This is a genomic window from Rickettsia africae ESF-5 (assembly GCF_000023005.1).
GTDB lineage: Bacteria > Pseudomonadota > Alphaproteobacteria > Rickettsiales > Rickettsiaceae > Rickettsia > Rickettsia rickettsii.
On record NC_012633.1, the window covers coordinates 1,257,208 to 1,278,540 of the forward strand.

Genomic DNA, 21,333 nt, shown 5'->3' on the forward strand with positions numbered 1-21,333 from the left:
GCTACAATGTAGCTACATTATTGAAAGAAGATTTTTATGTCTGCTGATTCTATTGTGCGAGCCCGTATTAATGAAGACGTAAAAGAAGAAGCAGCTTTAGTGCTTGCTGCTATGGGACTTACTTTATCTGATGCTGTTCGTATGCTGTTATTTCGTGTTGCTCGTGAAAAAGCATTGCCGTTTGAGCCACTTATCCCAAATGATGAAACAATTAAAGCTATGAAAGCTGCAAGAAGCGGCAAATTAGTTCATGTTGGTAATATCAATAATTTGTTATCTGATTTAAATGAGAACGATTAAACGTACTGCACAGTTTAAACGTGGAATAAATTTGGATGATATTTTACTGAAAGCAGTTAGATACTTAGTTGCTGATATAACATGACCTATACATATGAGAGATCATGCCCTTATAGGTAATTGGAAAGATTGTAGAGATTGTCATATTAAACCGGATTTAGTATTAATTTATAGAAAACCCGATGCTGACACATTGGAGTTAATAAAATTAGGTTCACACAGTACACTTGGTTTTTAATTATTTTGAAATGAACCGGGAACGAGTTCCCCCAAAAACCACCTAACCATCCATAGTACTGGACAGTTTTTAAAAAGCGTTTGATGTCGCTCCTAGCTAAAAACGAGAATGACATCAAAAAACCAAACAAACATTATGCTACTATACCGAAAATACTTTATAAAAAATATCTTACCGCTGCTTATAGTCGTTACTTTTTCAGTGACTAGTATAGTATGGATAACGCAAATATTAAAACTTTTATATTTATTTGATAAAGGTATAAAAGTTATGGACTTCTTCAGTTTAATAGTTTTAGTACTTCCTACTTTATTATTTATTCTGTTACCGGTAATAATGGTTATTACCGTGATCTATATCTATAATAATTTAAAAGTCGAGCGACAATTAATTATATTACAAACTTCAGGAGTTAATAATGTACAGCTAGCACTGCCTGCTTTATATGTCGCATTAATAGTTATGCTACTTGCTTATTATATATCTTCTAACATCCTGCCGTTATCTCATATAAACTTAAAATCACGTTTAAACTTTATAAAGAATAATTATATCTCAAGTATGATTGAAGAGAAAACTTTTAATAAAGTAACGAAAGATATCACTGTTTTTATAGATAAAAAATCAGCAGGAAATATTATGAACGGCGTAATAATATTTGATAATCGCAACGCTGATAACCCATCAGTAGTATTTGCGGGTTCAGGTACTCTTAATATATATGATAATAGCCCGATTTTTGAACTTAATAAAGGCATAAGACAAGAATATGACGTAAACGGTAATTTAACTCAGTTAACTTTCGATTCTTTAATAATAAAACTGCAAAATGATAATCCTTTAGTATCGCAAAGAACTAAACATAATAAAGAAGCAAACGAATATTATATAAGCGAATTACTTGCCCCTCCTCATGATTTAGCTATTACTAAAAAAATTAAATTAATTGCTGAAGCACATCAAAGAATAATTTGGCCTTTATACAATTTTGTATTACCTTTTGTAGCACTTGCAGTTTTTTTGAGATATCCTTATAGCAAAAAAACAACTTTTATGCCGGTATTATTTTCTGCCTTAACAGTATTGCTAGTTACTTCAATTCATTTTATATTACAAAATTTTGCTTCAAAAAATCTAGATTTTATTTTTGCTTGTTATTTCAATTTGGTTATTGCTTTAACGATCGGATTATATTTATTTGTACGTAAAAGAATATAAATTTATTAGACTACTTTATTCCAAGCTCCACGAGGATTTTGAGTAAAACAATCTATTTTGTTTTCCTGTCCGGTAAATTTATTTATTTTAACTGTTAATTCTTTTAAATCTTCCGGTAAATCAGTTATTATAATTATCCTTTTGAAAACTCTTATATACTCTTTTGCTTGTAAAATTTTTCCTATATCTGTAGGCGAAATAATAACAAGCACACTAGCATTATTAGGATTTTGTAACTCATCAGTAATATAAATCGGCTGTTTTTCAGGCTGCGGGTCAAGTTTACTACCGTGAGGTATAAATTGCTTACGTGAATAAGTCCAAAGATTTTTATTGAGCATTTCTTGTTGATCTGCATCTGCAGTTAATATCACGCTTTTAAGATCAGAGTGATAGCATTTTTCTATCAGAAGCAATATCGATTTTAGAAGCAATTCATCGCTTGTTTGATAAATACTAAATTGCTGCATAAAAATTTTATGTTATTTTTTATGAGAAAATTTAAGTGGTACGGATGAAGGGACTTGAACCCCCACGCCTCACGGCACAAGAACCTAAATCTTGCATGTCTACCAGTTCCATCACATCCGCGTATGGTAATGCCATTCCTATAAAAGGGTGGCCTTGTTGCATGGATTCTATGTCATTCCTGCCTCTGCGGGAATGACATCAAAGTATTTCCATCAAAAAGTTATAATACACATCATATAATTTTTGTAAATCGCTAATTTTTGTGTATTCGTTTATTTTATGTGCCGTTTCGGATAATAAACCAAACTCTACTAACGGACAATAATTTTTGACGAATCTTGCATCCGACGTACCGCCGCTTGTAGAGAATTCAGGCTTTATTTTAAGCGTATGCTCTACTACTTTAGCAAATTCTTTTATTTTATCGCTAGGGTTCTGAATAAAACTTTCAGCAGAACTACTATATTCTAACTTATAATCTACTTTATATTCTTTACAATGCTGTTTAATAATTTCTTCTACCTGTTTTGCTAAAGTTTCTGCACTATGTAAATTATTAAAACGTATATTGAAAGATGCTTCCGTACTTGCCGGAATTACGTTTGAAGTATTATTACTGACCTCGATATTCGTTACTTCAAGATTTGAACGTTGAAAAAATTCAGTACCTTCATCAAGTTTTATATTTGTTAACTCATTCAATATTATTATTAAGCAAGGCAATGGGTTATTTGCTTTATGAGGATAAGCTACATGCCCGCTTAAGCCTTCTATATTTAATTTAAAGTTAACACTTCCTCTTCTGCCAATCTTAATTGCATCGCCTATTTCTTTTTCACAAGTAGGTTCACCGACAATAGCAAAATTTATCTTATATCCTTGATCATAAATATATTGCAGCATTTCTTTAGTACCATGCTTTGCTTTTCCCTCTTCATCACTAGTAAGTAAGAAACTAATGGAACCTTTAAAATCGGTATTATTTTTTATAAAATCTAAACTGGCAGCTAGAAAGCACGCTATAGCCCCTTTCATATCCACCGCACCTCTGCCATATATCTTACCATCTTGCTGGCTAACTTTAAATGGACTCGCATTATGCCAAAGCTCATGATTGCCTGCCAACACTACATCTACATGACCAACAAAGCAAATATTAGGCTCATTGCTACCGAAAACAGCATAAAGATTAGTGACTTGCTCACTTTTAGAATCACCGAATATTTTTATTTCGGTCTTAAAGCCGTGCTGTTTAAGCAAATCATTAATATACTCAATAGCCCCATCGCTCTTAGGAGTTACAGACTTAAAACCAATCAAATCTTTTAAGTAGTTAATGTACATCAATTATTGCCAAAGAGAATTTAATGTGGTTTTTAGTTTGTTTTCAAATTGTTTTATATAGTTTTTAAGGGGTTGTCAATCTTACTTTGATTATTATCAAGCTCTGTTACCATTTTTTGCTGTTCTTCAAGAGGCGGGATAGGAATTTGTAAATCCTCTAAATCTTTCAAATAAACGTGAGGTTGACCTGATCCAGCTTGCTTTTGGTATATTATATTTTGCTGAGATTTTAAAATATAATATAGATATTTAGTTAACAATAGTTTTTCATTAATTGAATAGATTACGTTACAATCTGAAGTCCACATTGGTGAATTATGATACCAAATATATCCAGCATATGCTCCCGATGAAGAAATAGTGATTATGTTACCGTTAAAATTATATTGATTATGTGAATAAGGACTAACCCGACCAGATGCTATTACTGGAATATCCCCCTTAATTGCAGTATTAATGTTAATCATTTTACCTTTTTTACCTACTATTAATGTTGTATACTCCTTATGCTCAAGAGATAAAATATTACTTTTTAATTTATTGATAACGATATCGCCAAATTTAACAATTTCCCATTGTTTATTTATTTCAAAATAAGGATGCCAATTATCTATTATCTGTTTTGCCCCCTCTATTATCTTTTGATAGCTATTCAATTCTTCAATAATTTTCTGTTGTTTTTCTAGAGACAGAAGAGGAATATAAATTGAGTTTATATGTTCTCTATTTAAACCAGGCTGAGCACCTTTATTATAAGCTAAGTTCTTATTAAATTTGATTTTGAATTATATCGCTATTTAAACAATAAAATAAATAAGATTGATGTATAATATTCGGTTTCCCTCTAAAAATATAAACATGTTCATTAACCATTACTTCTATTTGCGGTAAAATTTTATCATCTACAAAACACACTTTACCAGTTAATGCTCCGTCTTTACACATTAAAATATCATTGTTTTTCACCAACCCTTTTTAGCTATTTGATAAAAATCGAGATCTATAAAAGGAATTTTAGATAAATTTAATTTTTCATCCTCGCCTGTTTAAATCATTTATACCGACAATTTTTCTTTTTTTATTGTCTAGACGTAACGCCGATATTCTTAACCTCATAAAACCAATATTCTTTTTGATTATTCGGTTTATGTACATCGATAAAATAAAGTATTGACGTTTTTACTCCTGTATAAGGTAAAAAAGTACCTTGCTGCGGTAGAGAGATAACGAGTTGCAGCTTTGCTTTTGATAGTAAAAATTGACGAACAGCAGCGGTGTCTTTTCTGAATAAGAACCCTTCAGGTACTACCAATGCCATTCTACCACCCTCTTTTAAATTTTGCAGGCAATGCAAAACACAAGCAGCATCACCGTTATTTTTTGCAATGCCGTTATTAAAAAGAGAAGTTATATGATTTTCTGTTATAGTTTTGCCGTTTTTGCTAGTTTTTTTAGTGATAGTTTGAGAAAATGGCAATTAGTAACAATTACATCAAACTTTAACTGCTGATCAGTTAAGGGTTTAACATCATTAGGGTTCTCAAGACTATTTATTTGCTGAATTCCGCTATGTCCGTCACCATGCAAAATCATATTCATCTTAGCGATTCTAGCGGTTTTGGTTAACTCTCACCCATATAATGTATTAAATCTTAATTTTTCTAAATCTTCATCGGTACTAATTATATTATTTTCTTTGATATAATTAAAAGCTTCAGTTAAGAACCCACCGGTACCGAAAAAGGATCATAAATTGTTTCTTTAAATTTAGGATCAACCAAATTAATAATGGTTTTAACGATATTTCTCGGTGTAAAATATTCGCCTAAATCATTTTTCCGTTGATGTAGTTTTTTCTAAGAAATACTCGAATACGTCGCCTTTTATATCTGTATCTATCGTAGATAAAATAAGAGGATCAATTGCATCGATAATGTGGCGGAGAGTAATGTAATTGCCTAGAGAAATAGGCGTAAAAACATCACCACCGTATTTATTCTTAATTTGTTCTATAACATAGCTATTAATGTAACCGATAATATCATCGTTTGATTGTGCTTTGATATTATTCCACCAGGATTTTTCGTTGTTTTCACTTAATAATTTTAAGAATAATATATTTGCAAATTCGCTAAATCTTTTTATTTCTGCTCGGAGCCCTTCATTTCTTAAAAGATTATTCAAGTTTTTAAATATTGATATTAATTCTTCACGTGATATTTTAATTTCTTTCGGTATAGTCCAAACTTCATTACTGCTTGCTTCTAAAAAAGCAGATAATAATTCTTTTGCATGTAGTAATTCCCTTACTTCATCACCGATTTAATATAAGCTCTTTATTATTAGCAACAAAACGAGCTTCGCAGTAAGCTCCATTCATTACGAACACTATAGGTACATCAAGCAATTTTGCATATTCCGTTGCTTGATCTAAAGCTTGCCTTAAATCCACTCCTGCTTTTTTGCTTCTATTATTGCAATAGGTTTATCATTATTACTTTCATATAAGATATGATCAGATCTTTCTCCGTTTAATCTTGTCTGTTCTGTTTTTGATTTTGGTTTTTGGAAATAAACATTCTTTTTAGTATCATTATCTATATGCCATCCCTTATTTACAAGGTTATTGCTGATAATCCATTCAATCCATTCGGTTTGCTGTTCTGCTAACATAAGAATTGCTTAGATATTTTTTTGTAATTAATAATTATATCTTCTTACACTTATTATACAAGCTTATAAAAGTACAAAAAACAACTTTTATAGAGTTAGTTAATGACGGTCTCATGACTTTCTTCTTTTTATTAATAGGTTTAGAGATGAAATTTCACCTAGTAGAAGGTGAACATAAAAATAAAAAAACTAATATTACCTGCAGCGGCAGCCCTTGGAGGTGTGGTAATTCTAATATACATGTTTTTTAATTACGATAAACCGGGATTAATAAAAGGATGGGCTATTCCTATCGCAACTTATACTGCTTTTGTCCTTGGTATTTTATCTTTTTTCAGCCGACATATATCTTTAGAATTACGAGCTTTTATTATAGGTTTTTCATTAATTGACGATGCTTTTGCGTTAATTATGCTAGTTTATACTAAAACAATCAATACTCCGGCATTATTAATTTCCTCTATAATTATATTCATCTTGTTTATATTGAATTATCGACAAGTTAAACAATTATTTTATTATATAATTGTAGGTTTATTATTATGGATTAGTATGGTGGAGTCAGGTATTCACGATACCTTATGCAGAGCCATTATAGCACTTTTTATACCTGTTAATATAAAAGGAGAATTTAACACTTCTTTTAAAAAACTTGAAAACTTAACTCGTCCTTTTGTAAATTACTTTATTTTACCGCTTTTTGTATTTATGAATTCCGGTATCTTTTTAGAATATTTTGCATTTAAAGGCATTTGTTCCAACTCAATACTTGCTTTAATTTATGGGATAATATTTGGTTTATTTGTAGGTAAGCAATTAGGTATTATGCTATTTTCATATCCATTTGTAAAATTTAAACTCTGTAACTTACCAAGTGATACTTCATGGTTAAAATTTTATTCTATAGCTATACTTGGAGGGATTGGATTTACCCTAAGTTTATTTATAGGTAGTATTTTACGTTTGAGAGCAGCTGCCCTTCAAACTCTATGAGAGCTGCAGTAATAATAGACTCTTTAATTTCTGCATTATTTGGCGTAGCCGTTCTGAAATATTGTACTGGAAAAGAGTAAAGAAGAAATTAAACGAGTATACTCATTAAATAACGATGATAGGATTTTAATAACACATCATATTTTTGTTTGGAAAAAACAGGATATGGTACTATATAGATATTATTAGAAGAAGGAATCGCTTTTTCAAGCTTATTTAGCATAAAAGGCATATTATAATTATGCTCTACTAAAATTATTGAAGTAAGATTGTAAGTTACAATAAAGTCAACCACTTTCTTAATATTATCTTCTTCAGACATTATTTTATTCGGAGCAAATATTACCTGCTGTTCTATAACATTACGTTCCTTTAACAAAATTTTTAATTGCTCTGTAGATTCTATACCAGTAATAAATAATATAGGTGCATAACCTGCCTTAAGCCAAGCAATACCGGTTTCAATTTTATGTCCTCCTCCTGCAAATACTATTATTGCATTAGTGGTATTACTATTAAGCTTATAAGAATTTATTAAATATAAATAATAACCAAAACCACCGACCCAAAGAGCAAAAATTGTGAGTAAAAATTTTCTGATCATTTAAATATTTTATTAAATTCAGTTTGAATAATTTTATCAAATTCAGACATTTCAACATGAATCCCTAACTGATTTAAAGATGTTACTAAAGAATTTTCAAGTCCACAAGGAATAATCCCACTAAACTTACTTAAATCTGTTGAAATATTTATAGCTACACCGTGATATGTAACCCATTTTCTTACTCTAACACCTATTGCAGCAATTTTAGCAAATTCATCTTTCCTTACTTTTACCCAAATTCCTACTTTATCTTTAATAATATATGCTTTAATTCCAAAATAATTTAAGCTATTTATAATCCATTCTTCAAGCATTTTTATATATAGCTTTAAATCTTTGTGTCGATTTGGTGAAGCTAAATTAAGAATTGGATAAATAACACGCTGACCCGGTCCATGAAAAGTAAATTTACCGCCACGCCCTGTGTAAATTACCGGAATATCACCGTAATTTAATAATTCTTCTTGTTTATAATTAGTACCGGCTGTATATACTTCCAAATGTTCAACTAAATAAATAATTTCCGGCTCATGATCACTAATTACTTTGTTAACGTAATCTTCCATTAATTTCAAAGTAACTTGATAATCCGCAAAATCCGGTATAGTTATAAATCTTATCATATTAATTCAGATTTATATTTCAATATTAATGCATCTAAAATTGCTATGGTTTCAGCATCCAAATCGCCAGAAAAATTACTAGGACGAAAATGCATTTGAAACGAAATTATAATATCTTTCATTTTAGAATCTAAAATTTCGGTAACTTCAAGTTTATAACCGTATGTAATAAATTTTTGCTGAATTGCTGCAATATCGGTTATGTCAACTTGCGGCAATAGATCGTTAAACACCTGTTCATCATACCAAGCTCCAATATCGTTATCATATAATAGTTTCCAAGGAAATAGCGGGCCAGGGTCCTGTTTTCTACCTGGAGCAATATCAGAATGCCCAACTACTCTAGTAGGTTTAATATCATATCTAGCAATAATCTGTTTACACAAACTTATAACACTATTAATTTGCCTTTCTGAATAGGGTAGCCAAACTATATCATTGTTTTCTGCATTTACTTCAAAAGCAGGATTTACGATTTCAATACCGATTGATGTATCATTAATACGCTCATGACCTTGCCAGTAACTTACTCCAGCATGCCATGCTCTATCACGCTCTTCTACTAATTGAAATATATGTTCAGGGTTTTCATTGTTTATTAAATAATGGCTACTTAACTTTTCACCAGTTAGAAAATCTAAAGACTGCTTAAAATCACACTGTGTATAATGTAGCACTAGGAATTTAATACGTTTATCAAATCCCACAGCTCTATAAGATGTTTTATCGATTACTATCATATATAAAAACTTCAAAGGATGTCACTATTATATGTTTTTTTCTATATAATTCTTGTAAAAGCTTGCTTGCATGGATCGGTAAATCGTCATTGCGAGAAGAATTACACAGTAATTCGACGAAGCAATCTCAGGAAGTGTGTTATTATTTCATGAGATTGCCACGCAGCCTACGGCTGCTCGCAATGACGATTTGGTATCTATATAAAGATAGTCCCAGTATGACAAGAAAAATTTTGATGGTGCCGGATATCGGATTTGAACTGATGACCTACCGCTTACAAGGCGGTTGCTCTACCACTGAGCTAATCCGGCATATTAATATGATTATAGAGAAGAGATATGTGCTGTCATACCCGTGGCTCGACCACAATATCTAGAAAAATAACTTGTAATAGTCAAATTTACTAAATCCTGCAATCAAATAGCGGGAGATGACAGGGGCTGAATTGGTCCACACAGTCAATGCCTGCTCGCAATGACGAAAATACACTATAAACTAAGCTTCTTTAGCTTCCTTTTTACTTAGTCTAGCTTTGCGGTTTTTTGCTTTCACTTCCATTTCCTTTTTAACTTTCTCAGGAAGAGTAACACCCGCTTGCTCAATAAATTTTGCGACTCGCTCAGTTGGTTTAGCACCGGTGCCAAGCCAATATTCTATACGATCTTTTTTTAAAACAACACGCTCACTATTATCTGAAGCAAGCATTGGATCATAAGTTCCGACTTTTTCTAAAAAGTCACCGTCACGAGGTGCTGTTGCGTTAGCTACTACTACACGGTAAAAAGGACGCTTTTTAGCACCGCCTCTAGCTAAACGAATTTTTACTGCCATATTATATTACTTACAATTATTTTATTTTTTCTTCTTTAAAAAGAACATGTTTTCTAACTACTTTATCATACTTACGAAAAGAAAGCTTCTCGGTTTGGGTCTTCGGATTACGTTTCTTTACCCAAAAAACACCTGTGCCGGCAGTACTTACTAGCCTTACCAAAACATTTTTATTTTTCTTTGCCATTAGCTGACACCTTAAATCAAGATATTATTTTATTATTCTAAGAAAAGTAGAATAAAACGAAATTGAAAAATAGTCAAGTAAAAACTAGGCATTGCAAAATAAAGAGAGATAAGTCATTGCGAGCGACTAATAAGGAGCGTGGCAATCTAGTTTTAATTTCCCGAGATTGCCGCACTCCTTGCAGTCGTTCGCAATGACGCCAATTTTTCAAATTAAACGAGTTACCGTCCAAATAAGCGTTCGATATCCTTAAGCTTCAACTCAATATAAGTAGGTCTGCCGTGATTACATTGACCTGAAAGCGGCGTATTTTCCATTTGACGCAGTAAGGCATTCATTTCATCTGCCGATAATTTTCGTCCTGCTCTAATAGAGTAATGACAGGCATAAGTTTCCGTTACATGCTCGATTAACTCTGTCAAAGCTATATTCTTGCCAAAATCCGATAAATGATCGGCGAGATCCTGAATTAACTTTTGTACGTTTACATCTCCAAGGATATTTGGAATTTCAGTTACTATAATAGATTTTTCGCCGAATTTTTCTAGAGTTAAACCAAGTTTATATAGTTTTTCTCTATGGTCATATAAACAATCTGCTTTTTTTTCATTTAGCAGTTCTACTATCTCAGGAATAAGCAAACGCTGTTTGATTAACTCTTCCGTTTTAAGGTAATCTTTTATTTTTTCATACCCTAAACGTTCGTGTGCTGCATGTTGGTCGGTAATCACTATACTATCTTCGGTTTGTGAAATAATATAAGTCGTATGAAGTTGTGCTTTAGCTGCCCCAAGTTTATATTGTTTACGGGTTTGCTGTTCATGTTCTATACGATTTTCTACTTCTTGTTCTATTTTAGCATGTGATAATGTATCGATTAATTTTTGACAAACATGATTTTGAGGAACTGTATTAAGTGTAGAATGAGTAGTAGGTCTATAATCTGCCGATTTACTATTAACATTTATAACTTTACTTACTGGCGATTGTTTGTTAACTAAAGGATTTTTAAATAACTCAAGAGCATCAGAAGCGATAGTAGTAGAAGTAACATGGCTTTTATTTGTTAAAGCATTTTTAATTGCTTCTATTAATAAGTTTCGCACATAATTCGGGTCATGAAACCTAACCTCTGCTTTTGCCGGATGTACGTTAACGTCAACAAGTTGCGGATCGATTTGTAAGAATATAGCACATATCGGATAACGATCACGAGCTAAATAATCTTGATATGCTACCCTTAAAGCTACCTGTAATAATTTATCTTTTACTGATCTATTATTAATAAATAAAAACTGATCTTCACTTGAAGCTCTATTATATGTCGGACTACTAGTATAGCCGCAAATAGAGAAATCAGGTGTTTTGAAGTCTATATAAGCAGCGTTTTTTATAAAATCATCACCTATTACATCAATTATACGCTGTTTTAGGTTAGTTTCAGCATCTTTATTTTGTCCCTTTAGTTTTAATAAATTCTTACCGTCATGTGTTAAACTAAAAGAAATTTTAGGATGTGCTAGAGCGATTTTCTTAACCACATCTACAGTTGCTGCAAGCTCTGTTTTATCGGCTCTAAGAAATTTTAAACGTGCAGGTGTTGCAAAAAATAAATCACGTATCTCTATTTTAGTACCTTCATTATGAACAGAAATAGTAACTTGTTTTTCATTGCCGCCGATTAACTTAATCTGAAATGCTTTGTCGGCATCTCGTTTTTTAGAAGTAATTAGCATTTTGCTAATAGCAGCAATAGACGGCAGTGCTTCACCCCTAAAACCAAAAGTATTAATATTTAGAAAATCGCTTTCATCAAACTTAGAAGTTGTATGACGTTCAACAGCAATTTCTAATTCCTTATCAGTCATACCGATACCGTCATCGGAAATAATGATTAGATTTTTACCGGCACGTTCTAAAACAATATCTATTTTAGTACTACTTGCATCAACAGCATTTTCAACTAATTCCTTTACTACCGATGCGGGCCTTTCTATAACCTCACCGGCAGCAATTCGGTTGATAGTACTTTCTGACAGAAATTTTATAGTCATTTTGTTACTAGTTTAAATTTCTTACTACAATATGGGCAGATAACTTCTTTTTTTTTTTTATCTATCTCTAAATAAACTTTCGGATGGTCATATGGAGGTTCTTTGCCCTGGCAAGATACAGATGCATCAACGCTATTAACAATTTCCATAGATTTATACATTATTTCTTTAAGTGTAATCTAATATAAGTTACTTTTAAATAAAAGACAAATATTACTTGATTAAATATGTCATCCCGTGACTTGATCAGCTTTGTTGCATGGTTCTAATTTTCTTGTCATTGCAAGGAAATTACGTAAGTAATTGACGAAGCAATCTAGTGCCAAAGTTCTGAGATTGCCACACAGCCTATGGCTCTGCTCGCAATGACGATTTAGCTGGCTGGTACAAGCCACGGTATGACAGTACATATTTTATAAGGAGATAAAAATGAAAGACAAAGTAGCAGTTATTACCGGTTCTACTAGCGGTATCGGGCTTGAGATAGCAAAACATTTTGCAAAAACGGTTTTGTAAAAGAAGATGAAGTAGCCACAATTTCAGCAGAATTGAAAGAACTTGGGGCAAGGGCTGTATTTTATCAAGGAATAAATTTGGAAAAACCTGATGAAATTCATTCTATGTTTGAGAGGATAATAAAAGAATTCGGTAAAATAGACATATTAGTAAATAATGCAGGTATTCAGCATGTTGCTCCTATCGATGAATTTTCTGAAGATAAATGGGAGCAAATTTTGCGTATAGATTAATAGCATCTTTCTATACTACAAAATACGCAATACAGATTATGAAAAAACGGCTTCAAGCGAATTGTTAATATCGCTTCCGCTCATGCATATGTCGCATCACCTTTCAAGTCGGCATATGTAGCAGTAAAGTATGGTATCCTTGGACTTACCAAAACCGTTGCTTTAGAAGTGGCTGAGAATAATATTACAGTTAATGCTATCTGTCCCGGTTACGTCAACACACCATTAGTAAGGAATCAAATAGCAGATACTGCTAAAGCTAGACATATCAGTGAAAAGAATCAGCGTTAAATGTAATCCTTAAATCTCAAGCTACGAAAAAATTTGTAGAAGCTGATGAAATAGCAAACTTAGTAATATTCTTATGTGACAAAAAAGCATCATCAATAACAGGTAGTGGACTCTTGATAGATGGCGGCTGAATGGCACAGTAGTTTTTAATTCTTAATATTTGTTATTTATTGAGAAATAACTAACAATAAAAACTTCTTGCAAAAATTTAATTTACTCCTTTACATTTGAAATAAACCACAATTTATTCAAGGAGGAATTTATGTCAGAAAAAAACATCTACATTTTCAAACTGAAGAAACTGACTTAAATAGAGTAAAATGCCAAATTAATTCATTTTAAAGATGAACTGGGCAGCCCCATAGATGGGCAATTAGTTATAGGAGAAGTTGAAGAAGTAAAAGAAAAAGAATTTTCTAGACCCGTAGAAGTTGAGGTAAAGTGTAATTTGGGTAAGTTTAAAAAAGCTCTAGCCTATCTTGGAATTATTAAAAAGTAGTAAGCAAAGAAGAGAAAATTATAGGCACCCATGAATTAGGCAATTTTACTAATGATAAGAATTCTATAGAGAACTTTTTAAACAACCTAGATTTCTTATGAAGAAAAACTTTACGCATATGATCTTAGTGGTACAAAAGTTGGAGAAGTAGGTGATTTTGGTAAAGATGGTAAATTCTTAGATTTAGAAGGTAAAGCTTTACAAAATCAAAATCAGTTTATACAAAAAGGTAGCGGAGTTTACCATTTAAGTATTGCTACAAACGTAAAATATTTTGATAAAGATTTGAAGTATTAAGACTTCAAAAGGTGTTACGAATATTAACACAAAGCCCGTAAAAAGTGCTCTTAAAGGTAGCAGAGAAGCTGCAAAAATAGGAAAAAAACTACGAAAACAACAAGAAGAACAGAAATTTGCAGGAATTAAAAAGCCAAAAGGAACTAAACTTACAAAAGTAGGAATTCCGGTACCACTAGAGGATAACTAGGTTATAAAGTGCTTGACCATTATAACGTGTATATTATAATAATTATGACCAAATTAATATGTACGTTATAATAGTCATAATAAATTATGACTATTATTTTGCCTTTTGTATGTCTAATACTTGTATTTGAGCTTGTGTCTCAAAGTCATTTGGCTCTAATTCTAATGCTTTGTTGTATGATTCAAGAGATAAATCGTATTTGCCTAATTTTTCCAAAGTAAGGCCTTTATTAAGATGTGCTTTATAATCATTGATATTTAATTTAAGTGCTGCATCATTTTAATGCTAAATTATATTTTTTAAGAATTCCTAAAACTATTCCTTTATTCACGTAAGCTCTAAAATCATCAGGATTAAGCTGTATTGTTTTATTATACATTTTAACAGCTAAATCATATTTTTGAAGCCTACTCAAAATTGTTCCTATATTATATATATGTCAGAATAATCTAAATCGTCATCATGCATATATGTGAGTGCTCTATCATATGCCTCAAGAGCTACTTCGTAATTTCCAAGTTCATCGAATAATTTACTCTTATTAAAATAAGCATCGGAATAATTAGGATCAATTTCAATTGCTTTATTGTATGCTTCAAGTGCTAGTTCGTATTTTTCAAGCTTTCTTAATATTTCTGCTTTATTGTTATAAGCATAAGGATTAATACCGCTCCTTTATTAAGATAAGCCTGAAAATGATTAGAGTTTAGTGCAATTGCTTTGTTATAAACTTCAAGGGCCAACTCATATTTTTCAGGAAATCTAAGTCCCAGTATTCTTAGTCTAAATCCATATCCAATATATGCATCATTCGGATTTTGTTTTATAGCTTTATCACATTCTGCTAATTCTTTTTCAAAATCATTTGCAACTGATTCAGGTTGTTTATTAAACAAGAACTTATAACCACAAAAACATATTACTATCACCACAAGAATTAAAATGCCGACAATTAAATATTATAAATTACACTTTATAAATTATGTAACTTGTCTATAATAACTAATTAGTAATTAAGTTATTGAAAGCTCGATGAATAATAGGTCTAAGTTCATTTTTTTATCTGCTATTTCAGGTAATGTACTCGAATATTATGACTTTACGGTATATTCAGTTTTTTCGCTGATTATTGGACAAGTTTTTTTTCCAAGCGAATCAGAATTCATTAGAATTCTTCTAAGCCTTGGAGTATTTGCGGTTGGCTTTCTGACAAGACCGATAGGAGGCATATTATTCGGTTATATCGGTGATAGATACGGTAGACGTATCGCTTTAATAATCTCGATGCTAGGTATGACTATTCCGACCTTTATTATGGGTCTCATACCCTCATATGCAAGTATTGGGATTTATGCCCCTATAACTCTAGTTATAATGCGGCTTATTCAAGGTTTATGTATTAGCGGTGAAGGAACGGGAGCGGCTATTTTTATCCTTGAACATCGTCAAAATTTAAGACCGGGTTTTACGGCAGGTTTAGTACATGGTTCAAATATCGCCGGTACCTTAATTGCAACATTTATCGGTATTATAATAGAACGTTATTTCTCTCATATAGATTTTGCTTGGCGTTTTGCTTTTCTGCTTGGCGGGTTTATGGGTCTTGCAGGATTTTACTTGCGATTGCGCGTATCGGAAACACCGATTTTTAAAATGCTTGAGAAAAAGAAACAAGTTCTTAAAGCACCTTTTTCCAATGTAATTAGAACTGCTTGGAGATCGATATTTTTAACTATGTGTATAGGTGCTATCGCTAGCAGCGTTATGTATTTAGTAAAAACATATATAAATGTTTTCTATTATAATGTAATGCATCTTAGTAATACTATTGCTTTATCATATTTAGCGTATAGTTCGTTTATTGCGATGATAGCGATGCCGCTTGCCGGCGGTACTGCCGATATTATCGGAAAATTTAAAATGGCAATACTTGTTGGTGTTGCTATCTTGATATTGATTTTACCGACCATGTTACTTATGTCGACAGAAGAGATGTGGCAACAAATTATAGCTCTTACAATGCTTGGTATGCTCGCAGGAAGCATAGCAGGTACAGCTTATATACTCGTTATATCCTTGTTTACGGCAGAACAAAGATTTACCGGTGTTGCTTTCAGCTACAATTTTGCAATAGCGATATTCGGCGGAACTTCACCTATTATTTCTCGTTGGCTTGTAGAGCACACAGGCTTATTTTATGCTCCGGCTTTTTATATTATGATCATTGCTACCGTATTTTTAGTGATTATGTATATGATGAGGAAAGTAATTAAATCGTTGCTTAATAATTATGAACATAGAAAATAAAGAAATAACAAGTAGTTGGTTTACTAATTTACGTGATTTATTGTGCAAAGAATTTGAAAAAATCGAAGAAGAATATGCACAAACCAAAGGTTTAAAACCGGCTAAGTTTGTACGCTCAAGTTGGCAACGTAACGGCGGCGGTGGCGGTGTCATGTCTCTCATGAAAGGAGCAGTATTTGAAAAAGTTGGGGTTAATATATCTACCGTATTTGGTAAAATTTCTTCCGAATTCCGCAACGAAATTCCAGGAGCAGAGCTAGACGGGAAATTCTTTGCAACAGGCATTTCATTAGTCGCACATCTTAAATCGCCGCTAATTCCCGCTATGCATTTTAATACTCGTTATATAGAAACTTCTAAAAGTTGGTTTGGCGGCGGTGGCGATTTAACACCTTTTTATCCGGAAAAAAACGAAACTGTAAAGTTTCATGCAGCTTTTAAAGAAGCATGCGATAAGTATGATTCTAGCTATTATCCTAAATTCAAAAAGCAATGTGATGAATATTTTTATCTAAAGCATAGAAAAGAGCCGAGAGGAGTAGGCGGAATATTCTATGATTACTTAAATAACGGTAATTTTGAACAGGATTTTGCCTTTACACAGGACGTAGGTAAGGCTTTGTTGTCGGTATATCCTGAAATCGTTAGAAGTAAGTTATTTTTACCTTGGACAGCTGAGCAGAAAGAATACCAGCTTATAAGGCGAGGTAGATATGTAGAATTTAATTTGCTATATGACCGCGGTACTAAATTCGGCTTAATGACCGATGGAAATGTCGAAGCAATATTAATGTCGTTGCCACCTGAAGTAAAGTTTAATTGATTTTTTTAAAATCATAACCGGAATGGCAAAATGCTATTTCGGTGTGTTGAAATTTCTGTCAAAAGTGATTAGTTAATATAGCAAATTCATTCTCTTTTGTTACTTCATGGTTTTTCCAGTAATCAGTTAATTTATTTCGTGTTTCCTGCCCCATCATACGTTGTTGAATCCATTTCTCGCTACGACCGTGTCGTTTCCAATTATCCCTTGCTCTATCAATTGACTTTTCTGGATCAGAAATTTCTTGAATCCTCTCATAACCGACTTTAGCAAGCCATTGTTTAAATGGTTCTGCCTTTGGAGACGGAATAGATTGTATAATACGAAGTAATAACTCTGTATTTGCACAGTCTGTTATATATTTTTTTCCATCTGTGGCAGTTAATTTCAGTCCGTGACAATTTGTCATGACCTCACTTTTTTCTTCGTTTAACCTTTGTTTTAGTTTTCTTCAATAAGCTCCAGGGTCACTACTATCAGTTAATGCTCCTACTACGTCGACTACTGAAAACCACCATTTGTTATTATGCAAAATTCTTCTAATGGTTTTATCTTTAAAGATTACTAACTTATTAAGTTTATCGCTATTATTCATAATGTTCCATATTATTTTTTATGAATTATAGATATTCTAAATAAATTTTACATTAGAAATAAAAAATCTCTTAGATAAATAAATTATTAGTTTAAAATAAGTTATAGATTGACTTTTAAAGGAAGTTAGGTATAAACTTTAACTAAAATAGTAAAACACTATTTCGGGGTTTAGGTTTAGCAATCTCTACCAAAAGTCAGCTATAATAGGAATGTCCAGAGCTTAAAAGCAATGCTTTAGTTTAATTAATCGGGAGTAACTACATATCTAACCAAACTAACAAGAGCCTACCTGAACTCGTAGCAGAGTTTACTTCAAAAGAAAATATTGACGAAACACAATCTTAGAAGTTTGTTATTATTTCCTGCTCGCAATGACTATATACCTTTAACAATCCCTTTTCAAATAACAAAGAGTATACTAGTCAAATGGTTTCACTATAACCATAATCACTGCAACAATCATGCAAATAGCCGGAATCTCATTAACTATGCGATAAAATTTTTCTGAATGGACATTCTTACCATTTGCAAAATCTTTTCGCCATCTTGCAAGTAAACCATGAAATATCACTAAAACTAATACTGCAAACATTTTAATGTGAAACCAAGTATCAAGAGCAACAAACCCGTAAATATGAGCATTTATTAAACCAAAAATAAATGTGCTAATCATTGCTGGATTCATAATGAATCTGAGTAATTTTAGTTCCATTACTTGTAAAGTACTATCTAGCTCACTACCTATTTTAGCTTTGATATGATAAACATATATTCTAGGTAAATAAAGAAGCCCTGCAATCCAACATATAGCAGATATCAGATGAACTGACTTAAACCATAGATAGTAACTTGCCATTCTTTTCCTTATTAACTTGTTAATTTACACAAACATTTAGTAAATTCGTTTGGACATATTCTTGTACTAGAGCTACTCATAACTAAATTAGTATCAACCTTATTAATAAATCGTAGCAATATATTTGTCAAACTATTAATAAAAATTTTATTTGTTCCAAGTGTTGGAATTCGGGTATATTGAATTTCATATTTATCTGCGATTAATTTATATTCAATATCAAGCTCTACTAGTGTTTCAACATGCTCGGATACAAAGGATATAGGTACGATAATTATGTCTTTTTTTAACTTTCCTGCTAGCTCTATTTCATCTTCCGTATTCGGTTTTAACCACTCTATAGGTCCTACTCTACTTTGATAAGTTATCTTATAATCTAGATCTTTTATATTTAATTCTTTAACTATTGCTTGTACTGTTTCTTTTATCTGAAAACTATAAGGATCGCCTGCTTTTATTATTTTTTCGGGTAACCCGTGAGCAGAAAATAATACACGAAAATTTTTATCGTATAGTTTTTCTTTAATTAATGAAACATGGGCTTTTATAAAATCTTTTTCTAGAGGATAACAGCAAATTGTTTTAATTGGAATATCAATATCAAGGTTTTGTAAAAAATTTTTAACCGATGATCCTGTCGTAGTACTTGAAAATTGAGAATATAGAGGCAATAATATTATTTCGCTTGGATTATATTTTTTTATTTGACCTATTACTTCTTTAGCAAACGGTGCTGAATACCTCATATTTATAAAAATAGCGAAATCTTCTTTTATAAGTTGCTTTAGCTTTTTGGTTAGTGCTAATTTCTGCTCCTCTGTTTCCTGAAGTAAAGAAGATTTACCACCGATTAAAGAATAAATTTTTTGAGATTTTTTCTCTCTAGTAATAGAAATTATTTTAGCGATAATATAACGCAAAGGATTTGGTAGATTAATTATAGCTTTGTCATAGAATAGATTAAATAGAAAAGGCTTCACTGATTTAAGGTTTTTTGGACCGCCTAAATTAAAAAGTACTATTGCTATTCTTTTCTTCATATAACCTAACATATTCTATCAAAAATTCTACATTTTCCGTAGGTGTTTCAGGCAAAATACCATGTCCTAAATTAAAGATAAAATTCTTTCCTTTCATTACCTGAAGAATTTTATAAGTTTTTTCTTTAATAATTTCTTTATTAGTTAATAATACAACCGGATCTAAATTACCTTGTACTATTACTTTATCACTCCACTCTTTCATTTTTTTAAGAGGGACCATTTGATCTACGGCTAAAACATCTATCGGTACTTCTTTTATAAATTTTTCGTACAATAATCCTGCTCCTTTAGGAAAAGCAATTATAGGAGTTTTTGGAAAAACTTCTTTTACTTTTAGTATAATCTTTTTTGTCGGCTCTATTACAAATTCAGTAAATTCCTCTTCTGCAAGTACTCCTGACCATGAATCAAAAAGCTTTAAAATATCTGCTCCAGATTTTGCTTGATTTATAAGATGATCAGCTGTTTTTTCCGTAATAAAATTTAATAATTCTTCAGCAAGTATTCTATTTTCATATATGAATTTTTTGCTCGTTTTAAAATCCTGTTTTCCTTTTCCTTCTAGCATGTAACTCATCACTGTCCAAGGACTACCTGCAAATCCTATTAAAGAAATGGGGGATGGTAATTCTTTTTTTACTTTTTTTATTATTTCATAAACCTTTTCTAATTTATAATTCGGATTGATTTGCAGATATTTAAAATCTTCTTGTGATTTGAATTGCTTTAATATAGGCCCTATATTTTCTTTAAAATCCACTTCCCATCCAAGAGCATGAGGTAAAACTAATATATCGGAAAAAATAATAGCTGCATCAAATCCATAACGTTTTATCGGTTGTAAGGTTACTTCTGTTGCTTTGCTAACATCATAACAAAAATCTAGAAAATTTTTTGTTGTTTCTCTTACTTTTTTATATTCCGGCAAATATCTACCTGCTTGACGCATAAACCAAATAGGTACTTTATTATTATTTCCTTTTAACGGATTTATAATTTGCTTCATGCTATTACTAAAAATATTAAAATAATAAATATATTTATTATTTGTTGTTTATGTAAATAGAATTATGTAGATTAAATGTTTTAAACAGAGTTATCAACAAAATTTTCATTAAAATTTTCTTAAAAATATATGTATTTTTAATTATTATTCACATAAGTTTGTAATGAATTTATACAAGTGGATAATTAAGTGTAAAATTCATTTATAGCTTAGAAAAGATTATTTTTTCAAAGAAAAATGATATTTATTCACAATTTTATCCACAAACTATTTATTTAAAAGAAAATACACTAGATTTACTTGATTTAATAAGGATTTGAGGAAATTTTTAATAAGTTTTAATAGGAAAAATAATAAGTTATTAAAAAATTTATCCACAATTACGTGTGTAAAGT

28 protein-coding genes, 2 tRNA genes and 5 pseudogenes are annotated in these 21,333 nt (G+C 31.3%); 8 read left to right on the forward strand and 27 right to left on the reverse strand.

The window, feature by feature from the left end:
* The first annotated feature begins 36 nt into the window (after positions 1 to 36).
* From RAF_RS06845 to RAF_RS06850, 3 genes and pseudogenes are all read left to right on the forward strand, one after another.
* Complete coding sequence (locus RAF_RS06845; protein ID WP_012151450.1) at positions 37 to 300, forward strand: type II toxin-antitoxin system RelB/DinJ family antitoxin; 264 nt, start codon at positions 37 to 39, stop codon at positions 298 to 300.
* Positions 287 to 538 (forward strand): annotated as a pseudogene (locus RAF_RS10675) (type II toxin-antitoxin system YafQ family toxin). The gene RAF_RS06845 and the pseudogene RAF_RS10675 overlap by 14 nt, the downstream one beginning before the upstream one ends.
* Before the next feature lie 135 nt (positions 539 to 673).
* Entirely contained in the window at positions 674 to 1,756 is a 1,083-nt protein-coding gene (locus RAF_RS06850; protein ID WP_041472058.1) for an LptF/LptG family permease, read from the forward strand.
* A gap of 5 nt (positions 1,757 to 1,761) precedes the next feature.
* Here RAF_RS06850 and RAF_RS06855 read toward each other — a convergent pair whose 3' ends face one another.
* The 10 genes and pseudogenes from RAF_RS06855 to RAF_RS09565 all read right to left on the reverse strand — a co-directional run bounded on the left by RAF_RS06855 (position 1,762) and on the right by RAF_RS09565 (position 6,244).
* Positions 1,762 to 2,226, reverse strand: a complete 465-nt coding sequence (locus RAF_RS06855; protein WP_004997101.1) for a DNA polymerase III subunit chi — start codon at positions 2,224 to 2,226, stop codon at positions 1,762 to 1,764.
* A gap of 36 nt (positions 2,227 to 2,262) precedes the next feature.
* Positions 2,263 to 2,347: transfer RNA gene (locus RAF_RS06860), tRNA-Leu, on the reverse strand.
* Between the two features lie 78 nt (positions 2,348 to 2,425).
* Positions 2,426 to 3,571 carry a succinyl-diaminopimelate desuccinylase gene (gene dapE / locus RAF_RS06865; protein ID WP_012720113.1) on the reverse strand — a complete coding sequence of 382 codons (1,146 nt, stop codon included), beginning with the start codon at positions 3,569 to 3,571 and terminating at the stop codon, positions 2,426 to 2,428.
* 53 nt (positions 3,572 to 3,624) lie between these two features.
* Complete coding sequence (locus RAF_RS08425) at positions 3,625 to 4,227, reverse strand: restriction endonuclease subunit S (RefSeq protein ID WP_012720114.1); 603 nt, start codon at positions 4,225 to 4,227, stop codon at positions 3,625 to 3,627.
* A gap of 112 nt (positions 4,228 to 4,339) precedes the next feature.
* Positions 4,340 to 4,537 (reverse strand): hypothetical protein, encoded by a 198-nt coding sequence (locus tag RAF_RS06875; protein ID WP_012720115.1) that lies wholly within the window; start codon positions 4,535 to 4,537, stop codon positions 4,340 to 4,342.
* A 112-nt stretch (positions 4,538 to 4,649) separates the two neighbouring features.
* Positions 4,650 to 5,170, reverse strand: a pseudogene (locus tag RAF_RS09540) (class I SAM-dependent DNA methyltransferase).
* Between the two features lie 119 nt (positions 5,171 to 5,289).
* A complete protein-coding gene (locus tag RAF_RS10805) occupies positions 5,290 to 5,373 on the reverse strand; it encodes a hypothetical protein (protein WP_080582477.1) in 84 nt (27 codons plus the stop codon).
* Positions 5,374 to 5,401: 28 nt separating this feature from the next.
* A complete protein-coding gene (locus RAF_RS09555; protein WP_041471983.1) occupies positions 5,402 to 5,755 on the reverse strand; it encodes an SAM-dependent DNA methyltransferase in 354 nt (117 codons plus the stop codon).
* Positions 5,756 to 5,885: 130 nt separating this feature from the next.
* Positions 5,886 to 6,023, reverse strand: a complete 138-nt coding sequence (locus tag RAF_RS09560) for a hypothetical protein (protein WP_041471984.1) — start codon at positions 6,021 to 6,023, stop codon at positions 5,886 to 5,888.
* Positions 6,014 to 6,244 carry a hypothetical protein gene (locus tag RAF_RS09565; protein WP_012720116.1) on the reverse strand — a complete coding sequence of 77 codons (231 nt, stop codon included), beginning with the start codon at positions 6,242 to 6,244 and terminating at the stop codon, positions 6,014 to 6,016. Before RAF_RS09565 ends, RAF_RS09560 begins: the two co-directional genes overlap by 10 nt.
* A 113-nt stretch (positions 6,245 to 6,357) precedes the next feature.
* On the opposite strand from RAF_RS09565, the pseudogene RAF_RS08435 reads away from it, so the two are divergent.
* Positions 6,358 to 7,237 (forward strand): annotated as a pseudogene (locus RAF_RS08435) (Na+/H+ antiporter NhaA).
* An 88-nt stretch (positions 7,238 to 7,325) separates the two neighbouring features.
* On the opposite strand, the gene RAF_RS06910 reads toward RAF_RS08435, so the two are convergent.
* The 8 genes from RAF_RS06910 to RAF_RS08440 form a co-directional block, all read right to left on the reverse strand.
* Positions 7,326 to 7,841 (reverse strand): YdcF family protein, encoded by a 516-nt coding sequence (locus RAF_RS06910; RefSeq protein ID WP_010977909.1) that lies wholly within the window; start codon positions 7,839 to 7,841, stop codon positions 7,326 to 7,328.
* Positions 7,838 to 8,467: a lipoyl(octanoyl) transferase LipB gene (lipB, locus tag RAF_RS06915; RefSeq protein ID WP_012720118.1), complete on the reverse strand. Its 630-nt coding sequence runs from the start codon at positions 8,465 to 8,467 to the stop codon at positions 7,838 to 7,840. The genes RAF_RS06910 and lipB overlap by 4 nt, the downstream gene beginning before the upstream one ends.
* Positions 8,464 to 9,207, reverse strand: coding sequence for an N-acetylmuramoyl-L-alanine amidase (locus RAF_RS06920; RefSeq protein WP_004997081.1), 744 nt, complete (start codon positions 9,205 to 9,207; stop codon positions 8,464 to 8,466). The genes lipB and RAF_RS06920 overlap by 4 nt, the downstream gene beginning before the upstream one ends.
* A 237-nt stretch (positions 9,208 to 9,444) precedes the next feature.
* Positions 9,445 to 9,519, reverse strand: a tRNA-Thr gene (locus RAF_RS06925).
* A 184-nt stretch (positions 9,520 to 9,703) separates the two neighbouring features.
* Positions 9,704 to 10,039, reverse strand: coding sequence for a 30S ribosomal protein S16 (gene rpsP, locus RAF_RS06930; protein ID WP_004997078.1), 336 nt, complete (start codon positions 10,037 to 10,039; stop codon positions 9,704 to 9,706).
* Between the two features lie 16 nt (positions 10,040 to 10,055).
* Positions 10,056 to 10,226 (reverse strand): 50S ribosomal protein L33, encoded by a 171-nt coding sequence (gene rpmG / locus RAF_RS06935; protein ID WP_004997072.1) that lies wholly within the window; start codon positions 10,224 to 10,226, stop codon positions 10,056 to 10,058.
* Between the two features lie 221 nt (positions 10,227 to 10,447).
* A complete protein-coding gene (mutL, locus tag RAF_RS06940; protein WP_012720119.1) occupies positions 10,448 to 12,280 on the reverse strand; it encodes a DNA mismatch repair endonuclease MutL in 1,833 nt (610 codons plus the stop codon).
* Positions 12,277 to 12,441: a zinc-finger domain-containing protein gene (locus tag RAF_RS08440; RefSeq protein ID WP_010977913.1), complete on the reverse strand. Its 165-nt coding sequence runs from the start codon at positions 12,439 to 12,441 to the stop codon at positions 12,277 to 12,279. Before RAF_RS08440 ends, mutL begins: the two co-directional genes overlap by 4 nt.
* Before the next feature lie 387 nt (positions 12,442 to 12,828).
* Between RAF_RS08440 and RAF_RS10215 the strand changes: the two are divergent.
* Both RAF_RS10215 and RAF_RS10810 read left to right on the forward strand, forming a co-directional pair.
* Positions 12,829 to 13,320 (forward strand): annotated as a pseudogene (locus RAF_RS10215) (SDR family NAD(P)-dependent oxidoreductase).
* A 50-nt stretch (positions 13,321 to 13,370) separates the two neighbouring features.
* Complete coding sequence (locus tag RAF_RS10810; protein ID WP_268738944.1) at positions 13,371 to 13,451, forward strand: hypothetical protein; 81 nt, start codon at positions 13,371 to 13,373, stop codon at positions 13,449 to 13,451.
* Positions 13,452 to 14,399: 948 nt separating this feature from the next.
* Here the strand turns inward: RAF_RS10810 and RAF_RS08455 are convergent.
* From RAF_RS08455 to RAF_RS09000, 4 genes are read right to left on the reverse strand one after another with little or no spacing between them, the layout of a single operon-like run.
* Positions 14,400 to 14,522, reverse strand: coding sequence for a tetratricopeptide repeat protein (locus RAF_RS08455; RefSeq protein WP_083762134.1), 123 nt, complete (start codon positions 14,520 to 14,522; stop codon positions 14,400 to 14,402).
* A 58-nt stretch (positions 14,523 to 14,580) separates the two neighbouring features.
* Positions 14,581 to 14,721: a tetratricopeptide repeat protein gene (locus tag RAF_RS08460; RefSeq protein ID WP_016926668.1), complete on the reverse strand. Its 141-nt coding sequence runs from the start codon at positions 14,719 to 14,721 to the stop codon at positions 14,581 to 14,583.
* Between the two features lie 8 nt (positions 14,722 to 14,729).
* Positions 14,730 to 14,972, reverse strand: coding sequence for a tetratricopeptide repeat protein (locus tag RAF_RS08995; protein WP_148206985.1), 243 nt, complete (start codon positions 14,970 to 14,972; stop codon positions 14,730 to 14,732).
* Entirely contained in the window at positions 14,933 to 15,202 is a 270-nt protein-coding gene (locus tag RAF_RS09000) for a tetratricopeptide repeat protein (RefSeq protein ID WP_148206978.1), read from the reverse strand. Before RAF_RS09000 ends, RAF_RS08995 begins: the two co-directional genes overlap by 40 nt.
* A 136-nt stretch (positions 15,203 to 15,338) precedes the next feature.
* Between RAF_RS09000 and RAF_RS06955 the strand changes: the two genes are divergently transcribed.
* On the forward strand, positions 15,339 to 16,613 hold the full coding sequence (locus RAF_RS06955) for an MFS transporter (protein WP_012720120.1): 1,275 nt from the start codon (positions 15,339 to 15,341) through the stop codon (positions 16,611 to 16,613).
* A complete protein-coding gene (hemF, locus tag RAF_RS06960) occupies positions 16,597 to 17,436 on the forward strand; it encodes an oxygen-dependent coproporphyrinogen oxidase (protein WP_012720121.1) in 840 nt (279 codons plus the stop codon). The genes RAF_RS06955 and hemF overlap by 17 nt, the downstream gene beginning before the upstream one ends.
* Before the next feature lie 58 nt (positions 17,437 to 17,494).
* Here hemF and RAF_RS06965 read toward each other — a convergent pair.
* The 5 genes and pseudogenes from RAF_RS06965 to hemE form a co-directional block, all read right to left on the reverse strand.
* Positions 17,495 to 17,869: pseudogene (locus tag RAF_RS06965) on the reverse strand (BRO family protein); the annotation flags it as partial.
* 18 nt (positions 17,870 to 17,887) lie between these two features.
* Complete coding sequence (locus RAF_RS09580; RefSeq protein WP_016830581.1) at positions 17,888 to 18,031, reverse strand: hypothetical protein; 144 nt, start codon at positions 18,029 to 18,031, stop codon at positions 17,888 to 17,890.
* Positions 18,032 to 18,451: 420 nt separating this feature from the next.
* Entirely contained in the window at positions 18,452 to 18,889 is a 438-nt protein-coding gene (gene hemJ, locus RAF_RS06975) for a protoporphyrinogen oxidase HemJ (RefSeq protein WP_012720122.1), read from the reverse strand.
* An 11-nt stretch (positions 18,890 to 18,900) separates the two neighbouring features.
* Positions 18,901 to 19,941 carry a ferrochelatase gene (gene hemH, locus RAF_RS06980; RefSeq protein WP_012720123.1) on the reverse strand — a complete coding sequence of 347 codons (1,041 nt, stop codon included), beginning with the start codon at positions 19,939 to 19,941 and terminating at the stop codon, positions 18,901 to 18,903.
* Positions 19,898 to 20,938, reverse strand: coding sequence for a uroporphyrinogen decarboxylase (gene hemE / locus RAF_RS06985; RefSeq protein WP_012720124.1), 1,041 nt, complete (start codon positions 20,936 to 20,938; stop codon positions 19,898 to 19,900). Before hemE ends, hemH begins: the two co-directional genes overlap by 44 nt.
* Positions 20,939 to 21,333: the final 395 nt, after the last annotated feature.